Consider the following 13,942-nt stretch of genomic DNA (forward strand, 5'->3'; position numbering starts at 1 on the left):
AGAGATCGTCTCGCCGGTCAGGCGAGACGGGGCCATTGGGGGCGGTCCGGCGCCCTGGCGTTGTGCGAGGTGAAATGCGCCTGCACGACGACTGGCGCCATTTCGACACGCTGCAGGGATTCCAGGCCAGGATTGGCGGCCCAGGCGAACGGCACGGATGCCATGTGGCAGACGCCACAGTCACTATGTATACCCGTTTTGTTCTGCTTTTCGACCTGTTCAAGGTCCGACTGGCCCTGGTGCTGATGCTCGTGGTGCCCGAAGTGCCAGATGCCCGGCACCGTTGCCTCATGCTGGCAATACGCTGCCGCACCGGCCCAGGCAAACTGGAACGGCAAGACAAGCATGAGGAAGATCAGGAACAACCGGCGCATCGGGGGAGCGGGCTTGGAGACGACGCAAGTTTACCCGAAAACCGCCCCGTCGCTTGTGACGACTTCATTACGTGTGTGTCAGAAAATGACGGCGCACGCCGCTCTGCAGGAGGCAGCCTGCCCTGCGCTCCGCCCCTTGGCAACTGGATCGCCCGTAAGCAAGAATGGGAAAACTTACCGGTGCTGGTCTAGTCGGGGCCGCCGATTCTGTCCACGAATGGCCTACCGCAGCGCCCACAAGGTAGGTGCGGTTCTTGCGTCCTGTTGAAAGGGAATCTGCTTTTCGATGGATCATTATCGCTAGTGGCAACCCGGCCAAGATCCGACCTCGGAATACCCTCGCCCTGCGAGTGGCTCGCGCAAAGACGGCAGGTGATTATGCAGTATGCCGGGTCCGTGATTTTGAAAACAACCGGTGAACGCGCAGAGGAGTGCAGGATGGGCACGGGGCACAATCATAGTCACGCGACGCGCAACGAGCGCGCCTTAAAGGTGGCGCTCGGTCTGACGTCGGCGTTTCTATTGACGGAACTCATCGGGGGCGTACTGACCCAGAGCCTGGCACTCATTTCAGACGCTGCCCACATGTTCACTGATGCAGCGGCGCTCGCAATCGGGCTGGCTGCGATTCAGATCGCCAAGCGTCCGGCGGATGCGCGAAGGACCTTTGGATACTATCGCTTCGAAATTCTGGCTGCAGCATTTAACGCCGTCATGCTGCTTGGCGTAGCACTGTACATTTTGTATGAAGCGTATCGCCGCCTGAGCGATCCTCCGGAAGTGCAATCTTTGGGGATGCTTGCGATTGCCACGGTAGGTCTCGTGATCAATCTAATCAGTATGCGCATGCTTTCTGCCGGAAAGGAGCAGAGTCTGAATATCAAGGGCGCCTACCTTGAGGTTTGGAGCGACTTGCTTGGTTCCCTCGGCGTCATTGCCGGCGCTCTGATTATTTGGCTGACCGGATGGGGATGGGTCGATTCGGCGGTCGCAGTGCTCATCGGACTCTGGGTGCTGCCAAGGACCTGGGTGCTCTTGAAATCGAGTCTCAACATTCTATTGGAAGGGGTTCCGGAAGATATCGAACTCGATGAAGTAAAACAAGTGCTGCTTTCAGTTCAAGGGGTGCACAGCCTTCACGATCTGCATATCTGGGCGCTATCGAGCGGGAAAATCAGTCTAACCGTCCACCTGGTGATTCCACCCGAAACTGATGTGGAACGCAAGATTCTACCTACCGTACGCGAGCTCCTTGCCGAGCGATTCGACATCACCCATATCGCGATCCAATGCGAGCCGACACCCTGTCCTCAGGCGGAAGCCTCGTTCCATTTGGTGGCCGCATCGGACGAGCACGCTGATGCCTCAATCAACAGTAATCACAGTGACCTTGGGCGCCCGCGGGCGGGACAAGCGCATCGAGAACTTTAGCGCCATGGCGGATGCCGTGATCGCGACTTGCGTCCTATGCGACACTCGGTGCTTATTTGGTTTTTGCAAATCTTCAGTAATCGCTTCCATCACCCGCGCAGGCTCGCCCGCCGACGCAAACAGCGGCGCGCTTGCATTTGGGAGAGTGGGCGTCCGCTCTGGCCGGTGCGAAGCCCTGCGAGGCTTTCCCGTTCAGTCGTCGCGCCGAGCAGTCCTGCCAAGTTCAAACCACTTTGGCGACGGACTGCTCCACTTGCTGAATTGCCATGAGAACGACGATGGCTCCTACACCGAGTGCCGACGACAGCCAAAGTGCCTTGGCGTCGAACGCATCAAGGCAAATGCCGAACAGCCATGGCGCCAATGCCTGGGCGACGCGCGCGGGGACCATCAATACACCTTGGCGGTGCCCGTAGCCGCTGGGTCCGAAGATGACCAAAGGCAGTGTTCCTTTAGCGATGGTCAGGATACCGTTGCCAGCGCCATGCAATACGCCGAACAATGCGGCCGCGGGTGCGCCTACGAGTCCAAAGGCCAACGCACCGATAGGGTGTAATGCTGCCGCTATGCGCGCGGAGAGCAAGGGATGGATCTTTCTCAGAAGCCCGAACTCAAGGATTCTTGCCCCGACCTGCGCAGGACCGATCAAGGCACCGACCATCACGGCCGTTGCCACAGTCGCGCCCCCGGCCTGCAGGAGGCGTGGCAAGTGTGCAGCCATCGCGGTGCTGATGAACCAGGTCGCCGCGAACACGAAAGCCAACGCATACGAAGCGAACCGCTGCTTGTCGCGCTCTGCCACGCTTGAAGGATCGCGCTTCGCCGGCACAACCTTATCTTGCTTCGCATCTTCGGAGACAAGTCTCTGCGGCGTGCTGGCATTCAGCAACAAGCCGAGTGTCAGGTGTAATCCCGCCCACGCAAGACATGCCCCGCGCCATCCGATGTGGGCTTCCATGAAGGTCGACAAGGGCCAACCGACCGTACTGGCAAGGCCTGCAATCAGCGTAATACCGGTGATGGCGCCCCGAGAGCGGTTGCCGTATAGGACCACAAGCGTGGCGAATGCGGCTTCATATAGCCCTGCGCCCATCCCCACACCCAGGACCAGCCAGGCAACAAAAAGGCCCATTGCGCCCTGTGCGAAGCCGAGCCCAGTCAGGCCGAGCGCAAACACAATGCTGGTGGCAACCAGCACAGAGCGGCCGCCCGACCGATCGATCATTCTGCCTGCATACGATCCAATTACTGCCGACACGATAAGCGCGGCGCCAAATGCTGCAAACACCGTCGAGGTGGAGACGCCGAGATCCGTCGCCATTGGCGTCGCCAGCATGGCCGGCAGGTAGTAGGTGGATCCCCACGCGAGTGTCTGGGCGATTCCCAGCCTCGCAATCACGCCGGTGCTCGGCTCCATAGCCATTCCTTGGCTTGTTACTCGACTTCGCCGCTGTCGGTATCGCTGACCTGAGCCTCCTGCTCCTGACTCATCGCGGCCGCAACGAGCGTCGTGGCAGTCGCCGGCGCCGCCTCCTTGCGCTCGCTGTAGCGGTCTGTCAGGTAGTCGCTGCGATCGCGCACGAGCAGCGTGAACTTGTATAGCTCCTCCATGACGTCGACCACGCGGTCATAGTAGGAGGATGACCTCATGCGGCCGTTCGCGTCGAACTCCTGGTACGCCTTGGCGACCGACGACTGGTTGGGGATCGTCACCATGCGCATCCAGCGCCCCAGCACGCGCAGAGCATTGACGGCATTGAAAGATTGCGAGCCACCGCAAACCTGCATCACAGCAAGCGTGCGTCCCTGGGTCGGGCGAATCCCGCCCATCTCCAGTGGCAGCCAGTCGATCTGGTTCTTGAAGATCGCGGTCAGCGTGCCATGCCGCTCGGGACTGCACCACACCTGGCCTTCGGACCACTCCGAGAGCTTGCGCAGTTCGGCCACCTTGGGATGGTCGGCAGGGACGCTGTCGCAGATCGGCAGGCCATGCGGGTCAAACACGCGAGTCTGCGCACCGAAGTGCTGCAGGATCCGTTCGGCTTCCTTAACGAGCAGGCGACTGTACGAGGTCTCGCGCAGTGAGCCGTAGAGCAACAGGATGCGCGGTGGGTGGGCATTGACGTGTGCCGGCTCCAGTTTGTGCAGGTCCGGGGTGTCGAGCACAGCCGGGAGGATGTTGGGCAGATCACTTGTCATGGCACCCTCCGTCCTTGCTCGTCGATCACGACCTCGCCATCTTCCTTGGTGAATGCGGCTTGTTGTGGCGAGGGCAGGATGTCGAGTACGACTTCCGAGGGCCGGCACAGCCGCACGCCCAGCTCGGTGATAACAAAGGGCCGGTTGATCAGGATCGGCTGGGCAAGCATCGCATCGAGCAACTGGTCATCCGTCAGCGCCGGATCGGACAGGCCCAGTTCGGCGTAGGGCGTGCCTTTCTCGCGGATGGCCTGGCGCACCGTGAGGCCGGCAAGCCGGATCATCTGCTGCAGCGTCTGCCGGTCCGGCGGCGTATTCAGATATTCGATGACATTCGGCTCGACGCCCGCATTGCGAATCATGGCCAGCGCATTGCGTGACGTACCGCACGCAGGGTTGTGATAGATCGTTACCGACATGCCAACTCCTTAATGTGCCTTCGCCTCATACCAGTGCTGGGACCGGTTGACGATGCTGACGACCAGCAGCATGACCGGCACCTCGATGAGCACCCCTACGACCGTGGCCAGCGCCGCTCCCGACTGGAAGCCAAAGAGGCTGATCGCGGTGGCGACCGCGAGTTCGAAGAAATTGCTGGCGCCGATCAGGCTGGACGGACCCGCCACGCAATGGGCCACGCCAAACTTGCGGTTCAGCAGGTAGGCCAGCCCCGAGTTGAAGAAGACCTGGATCAGGATCGGCACCGCGAGCAGCGCGATCACCAGCGGCTGGTCGATAATGGCCTTGTCCTGGAATGCAAACAAGAGAATCAGCGTAAGAAGCAGCGCGGTGATGGAGTAGGGCCCCAGTCGCTGCACGACACGCTGGAAGTAGGCAACGCCGTGGCCCAGCAACATCTTGCGCAGCAGTTGCGAGATGATGACCGGCACGACGATGTACAGGGCCACCGACGTGAGCAGGGTGTGCCAAGGGACAGTGATCGACGACAGGCCCAGCAGCAGCGCCACCACCGGCGCGAAGGCAACGACCATGATGGCGTCGTTCAGGGCGACCTGGGACAGCGTGAAGTACGGATCGCCCTTGCAAAGCTGGCTCCAGACAAAGACCATGGCCGTGCATGGCGCGGCGGCCAGAAGTATGAGGCCGGCCACATAGCTGTCCAGCTGGTCGGCAGGCAACAGCGGCGCGAAAAGGTGGCGCACAAAGATCCAACCGAGCAGCGCCATGGAGAACGGCTTGACCGCCCAGTTGATGAACAGCGTCACGCCGATGCCTCGCCAGTGCGATTTCACCTGGCCCAGTGCGCCAAAGTCAATCTTGATCAGCATGGGGATGATCATCACCCAGATCAGGATGCCCACTGGCAGATTGACCTGTGCGTATTCCATCCGTCCGATCGCCTGGAAGACATCCGGCAGCATTTGCCCCAGTGCGATACCAGCGACAATGCACAGCGCGACCCAGACGGTCAGATAGCGCTCGAAAAAGCTGATGGCAGGTTTGGCAGCGGGCTGGCTGGTGGCTGCTACGTTTTGGCTACTCATGTTCAGTTCCCCGCCAGACGCTGCAGCGTCCCCTGCAACTCGGCGTTGCTCATGTCCTCGATCGGGAGCAGCAGCAGTTGCAGCATCCGGTAGGCGATCGCCTGCCGGGTCAGCTCGAATGCCTGGCGCTTCTTCTCATCGCCGCCTTCCGCATTGGACGGGTCAGGGTAGCCCCAGTGCACCTTCACCGGGCTACCCGGCCAGTACGGACATTCTTCCTCGGCCGCGCTGTCGCACACCGTGATGACAACGCGCATCTGCGGCGCATCGGGGTTGACGAATTCATCCCAGCTCTTGCTGCGGAAATCGCCGACCTCGACGCCGGCGTTTGCCAGCACCTCGATCGCGAACGGGTTGATACGTCCGCTCGGGGAGCTTCCGGCGCTGTAGGCACGCACATCCCGACCGAACTGCCTGGCCAGGTGATTGAGCATGCCTTCGCTCAGAACGCTACGGGCGGAGTTGTGGGTACAGAGGATCAGTACGTTGGTCGTCATGGGGGCAAAAACTAGTTCTATTGGGAGCGCTTCAGCGCGTGCCGATGTCCCGGATGGCCTTCTGAAGCGCGATGGCGTCAAGCTTCGGCAGGGGCAGGGACAGGAACAGTTCAATACGACGCTTGAGCGAAATGACTGCGTCGTTGATGGCCTGCTGCTTCTGGGCGTCGGTGCCCTCGCAGGCGGCCGGGTCGGGGACGCCCCAATGTGCTGTCATGGGCTGGCCAGGCCAGATCGGGCAGACTTCTCCCGCGGCCTTGTCGCAGACCGTGAAGACGAAATCGAGTGTTGGTGCGCCGTCTCGGGAGAACTCATCCCAGCTCTTGCTGCGAAACCCGTTGGTCTCCATGCCGTGGCGCGCCAGCGCTGCCAGTGCGAGGGGATTGACGACACCCGTGGGGTGACTACCAGCCGAGTAGGCGCAAAAGCGCCCCTGGCCCAAATGATTCATCAGACCTTCTGACAGAATCGAGCGGGCCGAATTGCCAGTGCAGATGAAGAGGACGTGGTAGGTTTTTTCGCTCATGACGCGCCCTCAGCAGCAAGACGGCGTGGCATTGACGGCGATGCCGATCGGCTTCCCCTTCGGAGCACGCGGCGCGCAACAGGCCGATTCCTGACCGTCCGCATCGGGCTTTCGGGATTCTGCGTACACGGGCACATCGCCGAGGGTGTGGAAGTGCTCCCACGCGATGCCCTGCGGGTCCGTCAGCCAGTACTTGTCGCTACGCGCATAGCAGCACGTGGTTTCGCCTTCGTCTTGCATCGCCATGTCCGCGGCTTGGGCCCGCTGCTTCAGCTCCGCGAGTTCTGCGGCGTCGTCAGTCTGGAAGCCCAGGTGGTCAACCCCGGTTTCTGCGCCGCGCGCCGAGATGGCAAAATTCACACGGGGGTCTTCAAGCATCCATTTCGCGTAGTCGTCCTTCACCACCGACGGTTCGGCCGCGAAGAGCGCTGAATAGTAGCGAATGCTCGCAGACAGGTCTGCGACGCTGACATGTACGTGGAAGCGTTTCATGATCGGGACTCGACGGAACAGGTGGACACAGGGGAGCACGGATTGCCGCTGCAGCAGTTCTCCGTGAGGTAACCCAGCAAGGCGTTCATGGTTTCGAAATGAGCCATGTAGATGATCGAGCGGCCGGCCTGCTGGCTGGACAGCAAGCCAGCGCGGTGCAGTTCCTTCAGGTGGAACGACAACGATGACGCCGGCATTTCCATCAGTTCGGCAATCCGGCCAGCCGGCAGCCCGGCGGGCCCGGCTTGCACGAGCATCCGGAAGACAGACAGGCGTATCGGATGCGCGAGCGCGGCAAGCGATTCAAGGGCGTGATTGGTTTCCATCATTCGAATATAGTCGAATGATGGAAACCAATCAAGTGAAGTTTATGTGATGCGTTGCCTCGAATCTATGTGTCCATTAGGCAGTATGCGACCGAGGACACGTCCCGCCAGATCGGTCTCCGCCATGGCGCTGGGTGTATGAATCCACAATCACTCATGCGCGCGCGCTGTCCGAACTCAGGAGCCTATTCCTATGTGCGGATGCACTCATTGTTAGTCGCCGCAGCACAGGCACTGTTCGTCCATCGGTCTACAACTGAAGAAAAAGCGCAGGAGGGCGAGATCATGTCCACACGTGATATTCACGTATTCCACGAAATTGCCGGCTGGGCGCTATACGTTGAAGGCCAACGCGACGCGATTAGCCACTATACAACCCAGCAGAAGGCCGTTGCCGCCGGGACGGCCAAAGCGCAACGTGAACACGTTGATATTTTCGTCCACCCATGCCATGAGAGAAGAGGCACGTGGATTCGCCACATCCACGATTTGCGCGATACCGATTAGTGATCCGGCGGGTGGGGCCGACCACCGGAAGGCTGACGTGCTTCCTCGGTGGGAATTTCCGATCCCGCAGTTCGGGGTAGTCGTCCTTTTTGTGCAAAATCTTACGGTTTCCCCGCAAAGCCTTTCTTTATAAGGCGCTCCGGGCAAAGCAGACAGCTGCCTGCTGCCCTCAAGTGACTTCGGGAGTACCATGTCCGCCCGCGATTTCGGATCGTGTCACCTGGATGGGGGCGGAAGATGCCGGGCTTGGAATTTCGCTATGTGGGAAAAGACAGTTTGCCTTCTCGATTGTCGGAATTCGATGTCGAGTACTATTTCGCGCTGACCGACAGCGACGTTGCCGCAATCAACCAGAAATTTCGGCGTGCCGGCCGTGCCGGAGCCGCCATCCAGCTGGCATTTCTGCGGGCAAGTGGCCGTACCCTTGACCAACTGAACACACTCCCCCGTCAGCTCTTGCGCTACGTGGGCGAAAAGCTGGGGTTACCAACTCCGACGATCGCCTCGCTGCGCACCATCTATCAGCGATATCCGACGCTGTATGAACACCAGGTCTGGGCCTGCCAATACCTCGGCTTGACACGAATCGATGACGATCACTGGAGAGGCCTCGGAGCTTGGATGCGGCAAGATGCCGCCGAATCGCTTTCCCTTGAGGAGTTGATCCAGCACGCCCACTACTGGCTGTATGAGCGACGGATTCTGATTCCTTCGACACGAGCGCTGCTGAGCCTGGCTCGCTCAATTTGGGCGGGCATCGAGCGAGATTTGCTGCTGTCGATTGAGGCGGTCGTCCCCCTGGCGCAGATAGCAGGAGCCGAAGCTGCCGTGTTCGCCCAACATGCAACAGCGGGAACGACCGTGCTGGAATGGCTCAAGACCCCGCCAGCACGGCACAGCCCCTCAACCATGAATGAGACGCTGGCCAAGATCCGCTTCCTGAAGAGCCTCGGCGCGCATACTTGGGCGTTTGATGCCATTCCGATCGAGAAGCAGCGCGCCTGTGGCCAGCGTATCCAGGCTCGCCGTCCCGCCAAAGTCCGCGAACTGAAGACCTCCACGCGTACGATTGAGCTGGTGTTTTTCCTGCGTGTGACCTTGCTGGAGCTGACGGACGCGATGCTCTACCAAACCGGACGGCGCGTCTCCGACCTAGTTCGGCAGGCCTACAACAAGACCACGACGAAGCAAGCGCGCTCGGCGAGCGAATACCGGCAGCAAATGGTCGAGATCAAGGCCCTGGTTGACGATACCCGCCGCTCGGCCGAAGAACGGCTGGCCGACATCGGCAAGCTGCTTGAAGGCCTATCGGCCAAACCGCCGGCAAGCCACGCCGCCAGCGTGCGCGAAACGCTCACGGAAGACCACCACCGTATCCGCAACCTCGTGACTTCCTTGCGGGAGTTGGAATTTGCCAGCAACAGCACCGATCCGGCCCTGCGGCAGCTTGAGTTCATCGGTAGTCTGCACGACCAAGGCGCGACGGAATTGCCGCCCGATTGCAATGTGTCGGTGGGCGCGAGCTGGCGTGACCTGGTCGACGGCGAAGACCGTAAGCGCGCGTTGCGCGCGATGGAAGCCTGCGCGATCACGGGCCTGCGTAAGGGGCTGCGCCGCGGCACCGTGTGGATCAGCCATAGCCTGTCGTTTCGGGAACGCGATCAACTGCTGATCCCGCCCGCTCAGTGGGATTCTGAGCGCGACCGGTATCTGTCCACGCTTGACTTGCCGAACCAGGCGGACACCTACCTCAATCCCCTCATGGATCACCTGAAGGCAGGCCTCGCGGCACTGGACGAGGCCCGTGCGGCAGGCCACGTCACGATCGACACGAACGGCGTGCTGCATCTGTCGCCGCTCGAAGCGGCGGAAAGCGATGGCATCCCCACGCGCACCCGTGATCTGCTCTTCAAGGACATCGGCAGCGCGCAGTTTGCCGACATGATCCTCGAGATGGATGCCCGTACCAATTTCAGCGAAGTGCTGCTGGCACGCAACGGGGACGCGCACGAACTGATCACGCTCTACGCCGCGCTGCTCGCCCATGGCACCGAGCTCGACGCCAAGGGTGTCGCCGCCATGATTCCGAAGCTCGATCCGGCGCACGTCTCCACCGCGATGCGCGCGCTTGAGATGCCCGGGCGGCTGCGCCGAGCGAACGAACGGGTAGTGGAATTCCAGCGCACGCACCCGATCACCGAGTTATGGGGGACCGGTCAACAGGCGTCCAGCGATTCGATGAGCCTGGACACCTCGCGACACTTGTTCTATGCCCGCGCCGATCCTCGACGTCGCACTCATGCCGTCGGGATCTATACGCACGTGCTGGACCAGCACGGAATCGTCTATAACCAGCCCATGGTGCTCAACGAACGCCAGGCCGGCGTGGCCATTGAAGGGGTCATGCGCCACAATGAGACCCGCAGCGACGGCGGGCTGCTCCGGCTCGCGGTCGATACCCATGGATACACGAGCGTTGGGATGGCGGTGTCCAAATTGCTCGGCTTTGATCTATGCCCATGGCTGCGCAATCTGTCGGAGCGCAAGCTGTATTTGCCGCGCGGTCTGCAGGTAACGGATGGACTGTCGGCCGCCGTCTCGCCCGAGATCTCGCTCAAGGCAATCCGCGACGGCTGGGATGGCTTGCTGCGCCTAATCGCCTCCATCCACTCGGGCCGGGTGAGTGCAATCGTCGCGCTGCAGCGGTTCGGCAGCGCCGCCCAAGGCGACCCTATTCATCGGGCAGCTGATCATCTGGGCAAGATGCTGCGCACACTCTTCTTGTGCGATTTTTTCAGCAACATCGAGTTTCGTCGGGAGCTGCGCACGCTGCTCAACCGGGGGGAGTCGGTGCACCAGCTCCAGCGTGCCATTTACTCGAGCAAGGTACACCATGATCGCGGGCGCCGTCAGGACGAAATGATCGCGATTTCCGGATCGCTGACGCTGCTGACGAATCTGGTGATTGCCTGGAACACCCAGCGCATGCAAACGACGGCCGATGCTTGGCGCCGCAAGGGGCAACGGATTGAAGATGACTGGCTGCGCCGCATGGGGCCCGCACATTTCGCGCATGTGAATTTCCGGGGCATCATGAGCTTTCCGATCCACCTGTATCAAGACAGCCTGCTTGAGGTGGCACCGCAGCGGCGTGCGGTGTAGCAAGAAGAACGGACCCTCCGGAGCCAGACTGATCAGCTCCAGTGAGTATCGGTCAGCGGATCGTGCAACGTCACCTCAATGAAGCAATTGCAGAGGTCCGCGTTTTCGTGCATGTCCGCGAGCAGCACCTCGATGGCTTTCTCCAGCTCCGGCCCTGCGGTGAACGGCATGACGATTTCATAGCGGGGGCGGCGCTGCTCGAAGACGCGCATCTGGTACTGGGACAGGCAGAACTGCTCGATCCAGCGGCGCGCCTTCGACTTGCCGCGCACGAATTTGCTGTTGCGCTCGATGTATAGGTCAACCGTCAACCGCGTTTCAGGCACGGGCTTGGGCGGAACCGTGGGACGTCGCTCGGGCGGCGGCGCCGACGGTAGGGTGGCTGGTGGCGGTGCCAGCGCTGCTTCGATACGGTGCTGCGCGAATGGGTCTGCCGCGTCGATGTAGCGCATGGCCGAGCGGACATCCTTCCAGCCGACGTATTCCATCAGCATCTTGAGGTCCCACTGGTTCGCGTTTGCCCAGGTGGCAAAGCCGCGCCGCAGCGAGTGGCTGCTGTAGCGGTCCGCCTGCAGCAGCCCCGCATCCTGGAACAGCTTGCGCAGCAAGGGCACGACGCTGCTGGCTTGCAGCCCCGCTTCGGCGATCCGTCCCCAGCGATCGATCCGCCGAAACACAGGGCCCGCTGCCAAGCCTGACGCGGCCAACCAAGCCACATAGGCAGCCACCGGGCAGAGGCGCGACAAGGCAGGCGCCTTGTGCGTCGTGCCGGCGTGGTTGCGGTCCGTCTTGGTGTGCGGCAGGAAGATCGTCATGCCCCGGCCGGGCTCGACGGTGATGTGCTCGATCTGCAGCCGGCTCAATTCGTCCGACCGGAAGCCCCGCCAGAAGCCAATCAGCACCAGGGCCTTGTTGCGCGCCAGGACCTGGAGGTGGTGGTCATTGCCTGTCATCGAGGCCGCAGCAATTTGGGCGTCGAGCCACACCACCAGTTGCTCGAACTGAGCGAGCTGCAGCGGCTTGGCGCGCCGCTCTTGTGCGGGGTGCAATGCCTGGATGCCCTTGAGCACCTTCCGCACGTGTGGCGCCCGGTTCGGATCTGGGAAGCCTTGCGAGACGTGCCATTGTGCGATTGCAGCCAGGCGCTGACGCAGGGTGTTGATAGATAGCGTCTGCGCGTGCTCGGCCAGGTAACGCGCGATGCTGTCGGCGCTAGCCGCAGAAAACCACCCCATTCGACCTCGAAATGACGAATGGCTGCCTGGTAGCTTCGCCGCGTGTTGTCGCGGGTGGCGGCTTCCAGGTATCGGTCGACGTCGTGCATGGCCAAGGGGAGCAAATAGCGATGGTGCGGATGCGTATTGTCGCGCTTGTCTGGCCTCCATGACCATTTCGGAATCCTCTTGTGCGTTTCGCCACCTCGAATCGCTCCACGTCCGGGGCTATTCGTGAGGAGCTGCAGGGCGCTCTGCGCCGCCCAGCTGCCTGAACTTCTCCGTGATCGGGTCCGTATGGCGCCGTAGATCGCGAGCAGGTGTGCGGGCGCACGATCTTGCCGGTAAGGGGCATTCGTCAAGAGTTGCCCAGGTGCAACAACGCCCGGGCCGGTCGAGACCGCGGAAGGTTGCCCAGAGGCTGTGAGCCATTTCGTACTAGCGGGCCGGTTGGAGAGCCTCTCGCCAGGGCCTCACACGTGATAATCTGCCATTATCACCTGTCAAAAATCGACGAGAATCCGCTTGCTTGACGGCTCCATTTGGTATGTATATACATAGTACGTAATACGGTATCAAATTATAGGAGCACCATGGCCCGTGCCGGTCTAAGCCGTCTGGATGTCAAACGCGCCCGCGATTCGTTGATGGCCCAGGGGCAGCATCCGTCGATCGATGCAATACGTATCGCGCTGGGCAATACCGGCTCGAAAACGACGATTCACCGCTATCTCAAGGAACTGGAAGAAGAGGAAGGCGGGGCGCTCCAGCGGGCCGGCTCGACCTCCGATGCCATCCTGGATCTGGTAGGCAGGCTGGCGGCACGGCTGCACGAAGAAGCGCAGGCAGTGGTCGACCAGCAGGTCGCGGCCGCCACCGCACAGCGGCAGCAGGTCCGAGCGGAAGCCGACAAGCTGTCCGCTGATCTCGTCGCACTTCGCGCCGAACTGGCGCAGGCGCATGCCACCGTTGCCGAAGTGCGGGCCGCGCACAGCGACACGCAGACGGCGCTGCAGCAGCGGGCCCTGGAGGCCGAACGGCTGGCGCAGCAGGTCCAGGATCTCACCGAACGGCTGGCCGAACACGAAGGCTTCCGGCGCTCGCTGGAGGAGAAGCTGCAGCACGCACACCAAGCACTGGAACACTTCCGCAACGCCAGCAAAGAGCAGCGCGATCAGGAGGCACGCCGGCACGAGCAGCAGGTCCAACAACTGCAGGCAGAAACCCGGCAAGCCAATCAGGCGCTGATCGTCAAGCAGGGGGAGATCACGCAACTGAACAAGGACGGCGCACGGCTGGTCGCGGAGATTGCCGCCTCGGCCAAACGCAGCCGCGGCCTGGAGACGCAGGCGGAACAGGCACATGCCGGGCTGAACCAAGCTCGCGTCGATCAAGCCCGTGCGGAAGCCGAACGCGATGCCCTGCGCTCCGCGGTCCAGCAGCAAGCGGACGAGCTAACCGCCGAGCGTGCCGCGCGCGAGCGCCTGGCCGGCGAGTTGGCCAAGGTCACCGGACGGCTCGACGCCCAGCAGCAGTTGCTGGCCGACTATCGGACACAGCTCGGCGTGGCTGGTCCGGCAGCTTGAATGCGTAAGGTTTTGCACAAAAAGGATGGCTCTTGCGAAATCGGCGGATTTTCAACCCATTGATTCACAAGGAAAATCTGGAGGAAACCGTAAGATTTTGCACGAAAAGGACGACTACCCCGT

The 13,942-nt window shown here is 61.5% G+C and carries 14 protein-coding genes; 4 read left to right on the forward strand and 10 right to left on the reverse strand.

Features of this window, described 5'->3' with window-relative positions:
* Positions 1-17 precede the first annotated feature (17 nt).
* On the reverse strand, positions 18-374 hold the full coding sequence (gene czcI / locus A3AG_RS34750) for a cation efflux protein, CzcI family (RefSeq protein WP_012354842.1): 357 nt from the start codon (positions 372-374) through the stop codon (positions 18-20).
* 438 nt (positions 375-812) lie between these two features.
* On the opposite strand from czcI, the gene A3AG_RS0102630 reads away from it, so the two are divergent.
* Positions 813-1,805, forward strand: coding sequence for a cation diffusion facilitator family transporter (locus A3AG_RS0102630; protein ID WP_012354843.1), 993 nt, complete (start codon positions 813-815; stop codon positions 1,803-1,805).
* Between the two features lie 223 nt (positions 1,806-2,028).
* Here A3AG_RS0102630 and A3AG_RS0102635 read toward each other — a convergent pair whose 3' ends face one another.
* Genes A3AG_RS0102635 through A3AG_RS0102670 form a run of 8 tightly spaced genes read right to left on the reverse strand, consistent with a single transcriptional unit; the run spans position 2,029 to position 7,350 of the window.
* On the reverse strand, positions 2,029-3,222 hold the full coding sequence (locus A3AG_RS0102635; RefSeq protein ID WP_012354844.1) for an MFS transporter: 1,194 nt from the start codon (positions 3,220-3,222) through the stop codon (positions 2,029-2,031).
* A 17-nt stretch (positions 3,223-3,239) separates the two neighbouring features.
* Entirely contained in the window at positions 3,240-4,004 is a 765-nt protein-coding gene (arsH, locus tag A3AG_RS0102640; RefSeq protein WP_012354845.1) for an arsenical resistance protein ArsH, read from the reverse strand.
* A complete protein-coding gene (gene arsC, locus A3AG_RS0102645; RefSeq protein WP_012354846.1) occupies positions 4,001-4,423 on the reverse strand; it encodes an arsenate reductase (glutaredoxin) in 423 nt (140 codons plus the stop codon). The genes arsH and arsC overlap by 4 nt, the downstream gene beginning before the upstream one ends.
* A gap of 9 nt (positions 4,424-4,432) precedes the next feature.
* Positions 4,433-5,509: an ACR3 family arsenite efflux transporter gene (gene arsB / locus A3AG_RS0102650; protein WP_012354847.1), complete on the reverse strand. Its 1,077-nt coding sequence runs from the start codon at positions 5,507-5,509 to the stop codon at positions 4,433-4,435.
* Positions 5,510-5,511: 2 nt separating this feature from the next.
* A complete protein-coding gene (locus A3AG_RS0102655) occupies positions 5,512-6,006 on the reverse strand; it encodes an arsenate reductase ArsC (RefSeq protein WP_012354848.1) in 495 nt (164 codons plus the stop codon).
* A gap of 31 nt (positions 6,007-6,037) precedes the next feature.
* Complete coding sequence (locus A3AG_RS0102660) at positions 6,038-6,532, reverse strand: arsenate reductase ArsC (protein WP_012354849.1); 495 nt, start codon at positions 6,530-6,532, stop codon at positions 6,038-6,040.
* Between the two features lie 9 nt (positions 6,533-6,541).
* Positions 6,542-7,024: an ArsI/CadI family heavy metal resistance metalloenzyme gene (locus A3AG_RS0102665; RefSeq protein WP_012354850.1), complete on the reverse strand. Its 483-nt coding sequence runs from the start codon at positions 7,022-7,024 to the stop codon at positions 6,542-6,544.
* Entirely contained in the window at positions 7,021-7,350 is a 330-nt protein-coding gene (locus A3AG_RS0102670; RefSeq protein ID WP_012354851.1) for an ArsR/SmtB family transcription factor, read from the reverse strand. Before A3AG_RS0102670 ends, A3AG_RS0102665 begins: the two co-directional genes overlap by 4 nt.
* Positions 7,351-7,488: 138 nt before the next feature.
* Between A3AG_RS0102670 and A3AG_RS0102675 the strand changes: the two genes are divergently transcribed.
* Together A3AG_RS0102675 and A3AG_RS0102680 are read left to right on the forward strand one after the other, a co-directional pair.
* Positions 7,489-7,857, forward strand: a complete 369-nt coding sequence (locus tag A3AG_RS0102675; RefSeq protein ID WP_116311654.1) for a DUF2188 domain-containing protein — start codon at positions 7,489-7,491, stop codon at positions 7,855-7,857.
* A gap of 237 nt (positions 7,858-8,094) precedes the next feature.
* Positions 8,095-11,019, forward strand: coding sequence for a Tn3 family transposase (locus tag A3AG_RS0102680; RefSeq protein ID WP_012354506.1), 2,925 nt, complete (start codon positions 8,095-8,097; stop codon positions 11,017-11,019).
* Between the two features lie 32 nt (positions 11,020-11,051).
* Here A3AG_RS0102680 and A3AG_RS31265 read toward each other — a convergent pair whose 3' ends face one another.
* Positions 11,052-12,254 (reverse strand): site-specific integrase, encoded by a 1,203-nt coding sequence (locus A3AG_RS31265; RefSeq protein WP_240619770.1) that lies wholly within the window; start codon positions 12,252-12,254, stop codon positions 11,052-11,054.
* A gap of 572 nt (positions 12,255-12,826) precedes the next feature.
* Here A3AG_RS31265 and A3AG_RS0102690 point away from each other — a divergent pair.
* Entirely contained in the window at positions 12,827-13,819 is a 993-nt protein-coding gene (locus tag A3AG_RS0102690; protein ID WP_012354504.1) for a DNA-binding protein, read from the forward strand.
* Positions 13,820-13,942: the final 123 nt, after the last annotated feature.

Origin of the sequence: Cupriavidus neocaledonicus (genome assembly GCF_000372525.1) — a bacterium.
In the GTDB taxonomy this organism is placed as follows: domain Bacteria; phylum Pseudomonadota; class Gammaproteobacteria; order Burkholderiales; family Burkholderiaceae; genus Cupriavidus; species Cupriavidus neocaledonicus.